Raw genomic sequence first — 11244 nt, forward strand, 5'->3', positions numbered from 1 at the left:
TGCTTTTAAAAGAGAGGAATAGATTTTCAAAGGGACTTTTCCCATGGATTGGTTTTAAAACAAAATATTTTGAGTATAAAAATATAAAGCGAGCATTTGGTAAAAGCAAATGGGGGGGGGACAGTATGGTTTGTTCTTTCACTGTTTTGTTGTATGATACTATATTGCTTTGTTAGATTTCTTTCAATCAAATGTATTAAATATAAAGAAATTTTAATATTATTTTTAAGTTTAGTTTTGGGAAGTTTGGGGTACTTAATAATAAACAGGAGAGGTATTCTTCCATGGAGATTCGAAATATCATTATTGGTAATTCCAATTGTACATACGGGTTATATTTGTAAAACTATATGGGATAAAATAAGACTATCGGGCTTTTTAGCAATAACTTCATTAGGGGTATTAAGTTGGGCTGCTTTTAAAGCTAAAATACATGTCGCTTTTTTTGAACCATTGCCCAGCCCATTCACATTAATGCTAGTGACTTTTAGTGGAATATATTTTAATTTGTACATTGCCCAGCTAATAATGAAGCTCCATTATATTGCAAAGCTTATCATTTATTTAGGGAGGAACTCGTTCCATATAATGGCTTTACATTTTCTTGCGTTTAAATTAATTAATTTTATTGATGTTATAATAAACAATATTATTGCTCAATTTCCTACATCAGATGCTTCTTGGTGGTTTTTGTACACAATTTCTGGGGTTTTCTTTCCACCTCTGTTGATTTTTCTTGTGAGCAAAATCCTTCTTTTTTTTAAAACCCGACTTAACCAGTAAAAGGGAAAAAGGAAGGATTTATTCATAAAAAAGAAAGATAAGGAGAATCTTAATGGATAAGTTAGGTTTTAAAAAAAATCAAAAAAAAGTTTTAGTAACAGGTGCTCAAGGCATGCTGGGGCAAGACTTATGCAATATTTTAGAAAAAGAAGGGTTTCTGGTTATAAAAACAAATCGAAGCAACTTAGATATTACTGATTTTAAAGTTGTTGAAAAGTTTTTAAATGAGAAAAAACCTGACTTTGTAACACATTGCGCAGCTTATACAAATGTAGATAAAGCAGAAAGTGATTATGATACAGCGTATATGATAAATGTCGTTGGTACAGAGAATGTAGCTAAAGTTTGCTCTAAGCTTGATATAATAATAGTTTATATTTCAACAGATTATGTTTTTGATGGCGCTAAAAGTAGTCCTTATATACCAGAAGATAAAACAAATCCATTAAATAAATATGGTTTAACTAAGTTACAAGGGGAAGAAGTAGTTAAACAATATTGTAAAAAGTATTATATTGTACGTACAAGTTGGCTTTATGGATATTATGGTAACAATTTTGTAGATACAATACTTTCAATTGTTAAAAAACCAGAAATAAAGCTTGTGGAGGATCAAATTGGATGTCCTACTTGGACAGTTGATTTATCGAATGGTATTTTAAATATTTTTAATAAACCATATGGTATTTATCATATTTGTGGGACTGGTCAGGCAAGTTGGTATGAGTTTGCCTGCGAGATTTTTATGCAGACAGGATTAAAGGTTAATGTTAGACCATGTTCATCCAATGAATTTCCACGTCCAGCTAAACGTCCTAAATATTCTGTTATGGACAATGGAGGGGCTTACAGAAGTTGGAAAGAAGCATTAAGGAATTACTTAATGCTAACTAAGAGGATTTAAATGAAAGGAATTGTTCTAGCAGGTGGAGCAGGTACTAGGTTATACCCTATTACAATGTCGATTTCAAAACAGCTACTGCCAATTTATGATAAGCCTATGATATATTATCCACTTTCTGTTTTAATGTTAGCAGGCATTAAGGAAATTCTTATTATTTCTACCCCACAGGATTTACCGAACTTTAAACATTTACTAGGTAATGGGCAGCAGTTTGGATTGAGTTTGTCTTATAAAGAACAACCTTCTCCAGATGGTCTCGCACAAGCATTTATTTTAGGAGAAGAGTTTATTGATAAAGATAATGTTGCTCTTATTTTGGGAGATAATATTTTTTATGGGGCTAATTTTTCAAGAATTTTGAACCGGGCTAAAGAAAATATAATAAGAGGGAATGCAACTGTTTTTGCTTATAATGTAAAAGATCCACAAAGGTTTGGTATAATAGAGTTTGATAAAAATGGCAAAGTAAAATCGCTTGAAGAAAAACCTGCAAAACCGAAATCAAATTATGCTGTAACAGGCTTATATTTTTATGATAATAAAGTAGTTGAATATGCTAAAAGTTTAAAACCTTCAAAGCGTGGAGAATTAGAAATTACAGATTTAAATAATATTTATTTGCAAAATAATGTTTTAAGTGTAGAATGTTTAGGACGTGGTTTTAGTTGGCTTGATACAGGCACGCCAGAGGCTCTTTTACAAGCAGCTTTATATGTGCAAACAATAGAGATTAACCAAGGTACTAAAATAGCGTGTCTTGAAGAAATTGCTTATAATATGCAATTTGTGCCAAAAGATGAAATATTAAGTAATATGGAAAGATATAAGAATAATGATTATTATAAGTATGTTCAATATGTTGTCAAATAATTTTAAAAAAAGAGAGGGAATAATTTTGTATTAGTTTAAGTTAAAATAAAAGCATAGAGATTGTTTTGAAAACATTTTGTTTTAAGTATACTTTATGAATATCCTCACAGCAAGCTTTGGATATAGAACAAGTATAAAATCAATTATTAAAAAAGAGAGCTAATTAATGAAGTCATTAAAAATTAATCAATATTGTCCAAAAATGGATATTTTATTTTTTTCAATAATTCCTTATAATTTTCATTATTATCAAAGGCCACAACACATAGTTAATTATTTTACTGAAAATGGATATAAAGTTCATTATTTTAATCCAAATTTTAATAAAATAAAAGTTGACATAACCAAAATCAAAAAAAATCTTAGAATGATAAATTTAAAGTCCCAGAATAAGCATATTTCGGAAATGCTTTCTATTGAATCTTTGCAAGAGATTTATAATCAGTTAGATAATTACATTATAGATACAGGAATTTATGATTTTTTTATTTTTATTGAGTTTCCCTATTGGGCAGATGTGGTAGAGTACTTGGTTGGGAAATATAATATTAAGGTTGTTTTTGATGTTTTGGATGAATTTTTAGGATTTCATCCAGGAGATAATAATTTAGTAAATCAACTAAACAATTTAGTAAATAAATCCGATTTGTTGATAGCAACATCAGAGTATCTATATAAAAAAGTAGCAGATATATTAGCAAAAGAAAAAAAAGAGCCTTTAGTATCCTCAACTTGTAGTGTAAATAATAAATTACATTTAATTAGAAATGGAACAGAGTTTGAAAGATTTAATAAGTATGCTTCTAGGAACATTAGTAAAACAATGTTCAAAAAGGAGCTCGGGTTTAAGGATGTTGCTGCAACAATTGGTTACTATGGATGTCTTGCAAGTTGGTTTGATTTTGATAAGGTATATTACCTTGCTAAGAATAGACCAGAATATGAAGTTATTTTGATTGGCAATATTGAGAAGGAAACCGAACAGGAAATTAGAAGATTAAAGACGTTAGATAATGTAAAATTATTAGGGCATAAAGACTATAAAGATCTTCCCAAGTATTTAAAGATTTTTGACGTTGCGATTATTCCCTTTAAATCAGATTTAGACCTTATAAAAGCAACAAATCCAGTTAAATTCTATGAATATCTAAGTTTAGGTAAAAAAATAGTTGCTACTAGAATCCCAGAGCTTTTAAAATATGAAAACAAGTTTGTTTATTTATCCAATGAAAATACTAAATTCACGGAATATATTGATAAATGTGTACAAGAAAAAGATATATTAGTTTCTTATGATGAAAAAATAAAGTTTGCTAAAACTCAAAGTTGGAATTTGAGAATTAAAGAAATAGAAGAATTAATGCTTAATTTGTATGAAAAAGCAAGTATTATAATCGTTACATATAATAATTTAAAGTTTACAAAAAAGTGCGTAAACAGTATTTTTAAAAGGACAATGTATCCTAATTATGAGATAATAATTATCGACAATAAATCAAATGATGGGAGTAAGAAATATCTAACGAAGTTAGCAAAACGATATGGCAATGTAAAATTTATTCAAAATAATGAAAATTTAGGTTTTGCAAAGGCCAATAATATTGGATTACAACAAGCTTCAGGAGATTATATTGTACTATTGAATAATGATACAATCGTTATGCATGGATGGTTATCAGGATTTATTCGTCATTTGTCTAAAGGAAGAAGAATTGTTGGAGCAGTAACAAATCGTATAGGGAATGAAGCACAAATAAACGATTGCCCCAAGGGTAATTTAAAAGAAATAGAGCAGTTCGCACAAAAATACGTAAGAGAACATTTTAATGAGGAGTATAGGGATATTAAAGTTCTTGCTATGTTTGCTTTTAGTATGAGCAGAGAGACTTTTAATTCTATTGGTTACTTGGATGAGAGATTTAATATTGGAATGTTTGAGGATGATGATTATTCTTTGCGGGCTAAAGGGGAAAAATTTGAGATTGTTTGTGCAGAGGATGTTTTTATATATCATCACGGAAGTGCGAGTCTATCAAAAGTAAATAAAACCATATTTAGAGAGATTTTCTTGAAAAATAAAAGTTTATTTGAGAGTAAGTGGGGTATAAAATGGGAAGTTCACAAATATAGAGTGGCGGATCAAAGATTTTTTAATAATAGTAATTATAAGAAGGGTTATAATGAACATACTCATAAGATAATAAGTTTATTTGGAATAAAAATTAAATTGAATAGAAGTAGTAGATTGGAAAAAAAGTTATGGCAGCATGGGCAAGAGATAAAACAGCATGGGCAAGAGATAAAACACTTATATAAAAAGAAGGGTAGAAATTTATTGTTTATAGGAATCGATTTTAGAAATTCACTATTTCAAAGACCCCAACAAATGGTTTTACAAATGGCGAAGAAACAAAATAATATTTTCTGTATTTCATTTTCTGGGTTGAAGAAAATATTATATTACAGAAAGAATTTGTATGGTTTAGATTTAGATATTAATGAGCAGGTGTCAGATAATAGAAGTATTCGTAACTTATTAAAATCTAACAAAAAATTCAAATCATACATTGTTTTATATTCTTCAACAAGTGTAATTAGGCTAAAAGAGATTATGGAGTTAAAGAAGAAGGGAAATCATATTATATATTCATATATTGATAGAATTTCAGAACAAATTTTTGGCGCCACACACACACAAGATATATTAGAAATATTTAATAATTTAGAAAAGATAGACCCGGTTTTAATAATTGCAAGTGCGAAAAATTTATATAAAGAAATGCTCCTAAGGTTTCCAGAGAAAAAAGTTGTGTTAATACCAAATGGAGTAGAAATTGAAAATTTTAGTTTAGATGCAGCTGAAATTCCTAAAGATATGGAGAAAATCTTACATGAAAATAAGACAATCATAGGTTATTACGGAGCAATGGCGCCCTGGTTGGATTATGAGCTGTTGAATAAATTAGCTGCAGAAAGGCCAAATTACAACTTTGTATATATTGGTTGTGATTATAATGACAGTTTACACAAGCTAAATAAAAGAAGTAATGTACATTTTTTGGGACAGAAAGAATATAAGGAGCTAGGGGAATATAGTATTTTATTTGATGTTTGTACAATTCCATTTTGTGAAGGGGAGATTGCAAAATCAACTTCACCGTTAAAGTTATTTGAATATATGGCTGCAAGAAAGCCAGTTGTTGTTACAAAAGATTTAGTGGAGTGTTATGGGTATGAAGGAGTGCTAGTTTCAAAGAATCATGATGATTTTATTAATAATATAGATAGAGCTTTAGAACTAGGGAGGAATGAAAATATAAAAAATAAACTTTTTGAGTATGCAAGTCAAAACACTTGGGCTAAAAGGGCGTCTATTATTGTTGAAAAAATTACAGAAATTGAAGAGAGGTTGTAATGGAAAAACAACGAAATTCTTTTATAGAAAATTTACTTTCGTTTCGCAATGAGGGGACTCATAAAGTAATAACAGTGTTTGGATTTAAAATAAAAATTAAGTTGAAAAGACTTGTGTTAGAGAGAATATTGGAACAGCAAAAACAGGAGTTGGAACAGCAAAAACAGGAGTTGGGAGCTTTTATGTCTGATAAAAATCTAATAGATATTTATAATAAAAGTAAAAAATGGATATATATCAATACGATCTCTGAGAAAGGGATTGTTGTTCAATCAACCTCTGAAGGGTCTAATATATATGAAGGGATTGCCTATCCTGAAGTTACAGGATATTTTATACCTTCATTACTAAATTGGGGGCATCGCAAACTGGCTATCCAGTATGCAAAATGGTTAGTTAATATTCAACATAGAGATGGGTCATGGTTTGATTATTTTGATAACAGTCCTTATATTTTTGACACAGCACAGGTTTTAAAAGGATTAATTGCTATTTATCCAATTATGCCAGAAGTCAAAGATAGTATCTTAAAGGGATGTGATTGGATTATATCTAAAATTGAAGAGAACGGAAGATTACAATTTATAGATAGAAGTCTAATGCAACTTTCAAGTACTACTGAGCTAATACATTTATATTGTCTTTCCCCTTTAGTTGATGCTGGCAAGTTATTTAATAAGCCAGAATATATTGAAATAACTAAAAAGGTTCTTTCATATTATAAAGGTGAAATCAATAAGATACTGGATTTTCACACACTTTCTCATTTCTATGCTTACATATTAGACGCTTTGTTGGATCTTGGTGAAATTGATTTAGTAAAACAAGCTATGGAGAAAGTTTCGAAATTACAAAGAAAGAGCGGAGCTGTGCCTGCGTATAAAAATGTTGAATGGGTTTGTTCAGTTGGTTTGTTCCAGTTTTCTATTATATGGTATAAGTTAAGAGAAAAAGAAAGAGCAGATAGAGCATTTGATTTTGCATGTTCTATGCAAAATGAGTCTGGTGGTTGGTATGGAAGTAAAGGAGAGGGTGCAGATTATAATCCTAAAGATGAAATTTCTTGGGCGAATAAATATTTTCTTGATGCTCTATCTTTAAAAATATCTACACATTTTGCTTCTACAGGAATAGAAAGTACTACGGATGAATATCCTTTGGTTGATAAAATTCAAAATAACGATGGAAGACTGCTTACTGTTTTACATAATATCAGCAAGTCTTCCAAAGTTTTAGAGGTTGGATGTGGATTTGGTCGTATTTTAAAGGAAGTAAAAAAACAATATCCGGATGTTGAAGCTTATGGAATAGATTTAGATGAGTCTATTTTGCAAAGGCTTCCATCAGAAATTAATTCTAAAGTTGGTTCAATACTTAAAATACCTTATGAAGATAATACTTTTGATTTTGTTTTTTGTGTTGAAGTACTAGAGCATGCAATAGATATCGAAAATGCAATAGAAGAACTTTTTAGAGTTACAAAACCAGGAGGGAAGGTTTTAATACTTGATAAAAATATTGAATGTTGGGGGAAGTATCAGACTCCCACTTGGGAACAATGGTTTGATAAAAAAGACTTGGTTGAATTGATGAAAAAATGGAGTATAGAAATTAGTGTACTAGAAGATATTCCATATGATGACAATGATGGAAAAGAGGGACTGTTTATGGCTTGGACGGGGAGAAAAAAGATATGAAAGAGTCCTGTTCAGTATGTCCAATGCCGTTTTATGTAGGAACAGTAACTTTTCGAGGTGATGTTTATAGTTGTTGTCAAGCTCATTTCAAAAAGCCTTATATTTTCGGAAATTTAAATGAACAAAATTTTGAACAAATATGGTACGGGCAAAAAGCAAAGTATTTAAGAAACAAAATAATAAATAAAGATTATTCTTTATGTGATTTGGATAAACATTGTAACATAAATGATAATGTAAGTAGGTTATTAATTGATACTCTTTTACCTGGCCAACTAGAACTAGACCCCCCCCCCTTCCCGGTTGTGGTTATTTTGTCTTTAGATTGGGTTTGCAATTTTGCCTGTGTGACTTGCAGAGATAGGGTCTACATGAAAGAAGGGATAAACTATATTGCTCTCCCTCATAAAGGCATTTATGAGGCTTTGCAAAATTGTCAGGTTGTTGTTGTTGAGGGATCTGGAGAGTTGTTTGCTTCTAAAGTTTCTCAAAATGTAGTTCAAGATATTGTTAATAAGTTCCCTAATATGCAGTTTGTGTTACATACAAACGGATCTTTGTCTAATGAAAAAAATATTTCTTTATTGTTCGGTAATGAATATTTAAAGAAATTATACGGAGTAGAAGTATCTGTACATAGCTGTACCGATAAAGTGCATAGATTATTTACGAGAACAAATACTTTTGAAGCTGTTCGAAAAAACTTAGAATGGTTTTCATATTTGAAAAGATCTGGGAAAATAAAAATTTTCATATTAGTTTTTGTGGTTACAGACGTAAATTATTATGAAATGCCGATGTTTGTTAGTTATGCCAATAGTCTTAAATGTAATATAGAAGTGTCATTTTGGAATTATAGAAAATGGAATAACATTTGTGACTTCGATTCTTTAAATATTTTAGATCCTTCTCATCCTGAACATAGGCGTTTTAAAGCCATGATGATACGATATAAGAAAATATTTTCTGCTCCGCATGTACATTTATGTCCAATTCTTAGAACATATATTAAAGAAGAAAGCGATTAATAATAGAGATTTTGAAGAGGAGCTGGTATGATTAAAATGGCTAAAAATTGTAAAAAGTGGTTAAATTTTTTTTTACGATTTAATAGACAAAATATTAATAGTAAGAAGTTAAAATTTGAATTTGAAATATTAGGGGAGTATGATTATAAAATTTTATCAATTATAGGGAAGAGCCTTAGTATGTTAGGACATAGTGTTAATTATTATCTTACAAGTGAGGAAGAACTTGGAAATTTGTATGATAAGAAGTTTGCTGAATATATCAAAAGTAAAAATATACCAAATTTAACTTTTATAAGAGACTACAGTGTAGATGCTTGTATTTCATTACAGGCTCCATTGCTAAATGCTAGAAAATATATACGTAATATAAAAATACTTTATGGAGTAAACTTTATACAACAACATGGTTTTACAGCACACAAAAGTACATTATTATATTTAGATGGGGTTTTAAGTCACGGGCCATACACTACAAGTCAGATTTCAAAATATATTCCGAAATCGCGAATTGTAAACATAAATGGAATAATCTCATGTGATGAGTGTCTTCGCAAAGATATAAGCAAAGAGGAGATATTAAAAAAAAATGGTATTGGCTTTGATAAAAAGATTATAGTGTATATGCCGACCTGGGATGAGCATAGTAGTATTGACTTATTTTACGAAGCTTTATTAGACCTTAGAGAAAAGTATACTTTAATAACAAGGCCTCATGATTCTATATATGTGACTTATCATGGCTCTAAAGATGGTTATTATGAACGCGAAGATCCAGAAAATTTTGTAACATACAGGTTTAATCAATTTGAAAGGATAACTAAACTTGAAAAAATATCGACACACATATTAAAAATGAATGTGCCACTCCATGAATTGGTTGCAATTGCAGATATATTACTTATTGATTCTAAGAGTGGAGTTATGACAGAAACTTTATTATGTGATGAGTCTAAACCGATTGTAGGTTTAACGCCTTTATATAACTATGATATAGCAAAAAGATATGATAAAAAAATATTAGAAGTAGGGCCTATACTAAATAATCCTGATCACTTAGTCAAAACAGTAGAAAATTTGCTGTTAAATGATAATTTTAAGATAGGGAGAAAAAAGATCAAAAAACTTTGTTTTGGTAAAAAATGCGACCGTTCCTTAGAAAATAGTGTTGTTGGAATTCTTAAGTTAGCAAATATGCCAACGAACAACGAACAACGAACAACTGTATCAAATATTAATAGAAAAAATAAAAAGAGTAGAATTGTTTTTATTGTAAGAGAACCTGCTAAGAATTACTTTACGCATTTGTATAAAGAATTAGAAAGTGATGGTAATAAGTTTGAACCTATAGTTGTTGTAATAAAGCATATACAACATACTATGGAAGATTATAATAAATCTTTAATTTTTTTTAAGAGTTTATACTCAAATGTCTTTAAAGGGTATGATGAAGACAATGAGCAATCTGTTGATTTGAGAGAACTTAGTCCAGATGTTGTGTTTTATGATCAACCCTGGTGCTTACCTCCGAAATATACAGTGGAATATGTTTCACAATTTGCGCGTACTTGTTATATTCCGTACGCATACGCAGACCCCCCCAAAATAATACGTTTATTAGCCGAGTCTTTTTATTTGAAGCTGTGGAAATATTTTGTGGTGAAAGGGAGTGCAAAACAGCTCTATCCTTTATTAAAATCCAGGAAGTCATTGATGCATATTGCAGGGCATGTTAAGCTAGATGCATTTAAAAGCCACTATAATCGGAATAATAAATTTTATGTAATTTTTGCTCCACATAGTTCTATTACCGAAAATAGCATATTGAAGTACGGGACTTTTAAATGGAGCGGGTTATATATGTTAGAATTTGCACAGCAACATAAAAATTTTAATTGGCTTTTTAAACCGCATCCTAGTCTAAAATATAATTTAGTTCATGAAAAAGTAATGACTAAGACTGAGGCAGAAAATTATTATAATGAATGGGAAAAGGTTGGGGATGCTTTTTACGATGGAGATTATTTTGATTTTTTTAAAAATTCTCAGGTTTTAATTACTGATTGTGGTTCATTTTTAGTAGAATATTTGCCAACAGGGAACCCTTGTATTCATTTACGTAGTAAAATGATAGAAAGTGTGAGTGACTATTATAGTTGTATAAATATTGAAGTAATGAAAGTTTATTATCAATCATGGAATATAAACGACTTAGAAAAAAACTTATATAAGCTTCTTATTGAAAAAAAAGATCCGATGAAATATAAAAGATTAAAGGTGATACGAAAATTGGGATTGGATAAGTACAATAATTCCTCCAAGGTTATAAACTATTTACGAGATCAACTATCCTGTTTACCGGTCAAGAGAGGTGCTAAAATCTTGCAATAGGATTCAAAAAATGAGTGAGAATAAAATTGTAGCCAACAGCCAACAGCCAACCTTTTTAAAAGCGTTATTTGGTGTCATTGTGAGTGGACGCGAAGCAATGCTGAAAGAAAGTCTCACATTCCCAAACTTGCAGTAATTCTACACTTGTATTATCTG

At 29.9% G+C, this 11244-nt stretch carries 7 protein-coding genes and 1 pseudogene; 7 read left to right on the top strand and 1 reads right to left on the bottom strand.

The genetic code is table 11. The features are described from left to right. Positions 1-119: pseudogene (locus LBD57_RS03055) on the top strand (glycosyltransferase); the annotation flags it as partial. A gap of 213 nt (positions 120-332) precedes the next feature. Here the strand turns inward: LBD57_RS03055 and LBD57_RS03060 are convergent. Continuing rightward, the gene (locus tag LBD57_RS03060) at positions 333-515 is read right to left on the bottom strand and encodes a hypothetical protein (protein WP_373469871.1); all 183 of its coding nucleotides are present in this window, start codon (positions 513-515) and stop codon (positions 333-335) included. 320 nt (positions 516-835) lie between these two features. On the opposite strand from LBD57_RS03060, the gene rfbD reads away from it, so the two are divergent. From rfbD to LBD57_RS03090, 6 genes are all read left to right on the top strand, one after another. After that, positions 836-1687 carry a dTDP-4-dehydrorhamnose reductase gene (rfbD, locus tag LBD57_RS03065; protein ID WP_373469872.1) on the top strand — a complete coding sequence of 284 codons (852 nt, stop codon included), beginning with the start codon at positions 836-838 and terminating at the stop codon, positions 1685-1687. Further along, the gene (gene rfbA / locus LBD57_RS03070; protein WP_373469873.1) at positions 1688-2557 is read left to right on the top strand and encodes a glucose-1-phosphate thymidylyltransferase RfbA; all 870 of its coding nucleotides are present in this window, start codon (positions 1688-1690) and stop codon (positions 2555-2557) included. Between the two features lie 166 nt (positions 2558-2723). Then, a complete protein-coding gene (locus LBD57_RS03075; RefSeq protein WP_373469874.1) occupies positions 2724-5972 on the top strand; it encodes a glycosyltransferase in 3249 nt (1082 codons plus the stop codon). Continuing rightward, on the top strand, positions 5972-7669 hold the full coding sequence (locus tag LBD57_RS03080; RefSeq protein WP_373469875.1) for a methyltransferase domain-containing protein: 1698 nt from the start codon (positions 5972-5974) through the stop codon (positions 7667-7669). The genes LBD57_RS03075 and LBD57_RS03080 overlap by 1 nt, the downstream gene beginning before the upstream one ends. Then, entirely contained in the window at positions 7666-8697 is a 1032-nt protein-coding gene (locus LBD57_RS03085) for an SPASM domain-containing protein (protein ID WP_373469876.1), read from the top strand. The genes LBD57_RS03080 and LBD57_RS03085 overlap by 4 nt, the downstream gene beginning before the upstream one ends. A 27-nt stretch (positions 8698-8724) precedes the next feature. Further along, positions 8725-11088, top strand: a complete 2364-nt coding sequence (locus LBD57_RS03090; protein WP_373469877.1) for a hypothetical protein — start codon at positions 8725-8727, stop codon at positions 11086-11088. The last annotated feature ends 156 nt before the right edge of the window (positions 11089-11244 follow it).

Origin of the sequence: Candidatus Endomicrobiellum cubanum, assembly GCF_031278955.1 — a bacterium.
Lineage (GTDB): Bacteria > Elusimicrobiota > Endomicrobiia > Endomicrobiales > Endomicrobiaceae > Endomicrobiellum > Endomicrobiellum cubanum.

Coding starts and splice junctions, on each gene's coding strand:
- rfbA (WP_373469873.1), top strand. CDS start 1,688: ATGAAAGGAATTGTTCTAGCAGGTGGAGCAGGTACTAGGTTATACCCT.
- LBD57_RS03090 (WP_373469877.1), top strand. CDS start 8,725: ATGATTAAAATGGCTAAAAATTGTAAAAAGTGGTTAAATTTTTTTTTA.
- rfbD (WP_373469872.1), top strand. CDS start 836: ATGGATAAGTTAGGTTTTAAAAAAAATCAAAAAAAAGTTTTAGTAACA.
- LBD57_RS03085 (WP_373469876.1), top strand. CDS start 7,666: ATGAAAGAGTCCTGTTCAGTATGTCCAATGCCGTTTTATGTAGGAACA.
- LBD57_RS03075 (WP_373469874.1), top strand. CDS start 2,724: ATGAAGTCATTAAAAATTAATCAATATTGTCCAAAAATGGATATTTTA.
- LBD57_RS03060 (WP_373469871.1), bottom strand. CDS start 515: ATGTACAAATTAAAATATATTCCACTAAAAGTCACTAGCATTAATGTG.
- LBD57_RS03080 (WP_373469875.1), top strand. CDS start 5,972: ATGGAAAAACAACGAAATTCTTTTATAGAAAATTTACTTTCGTTTCGC.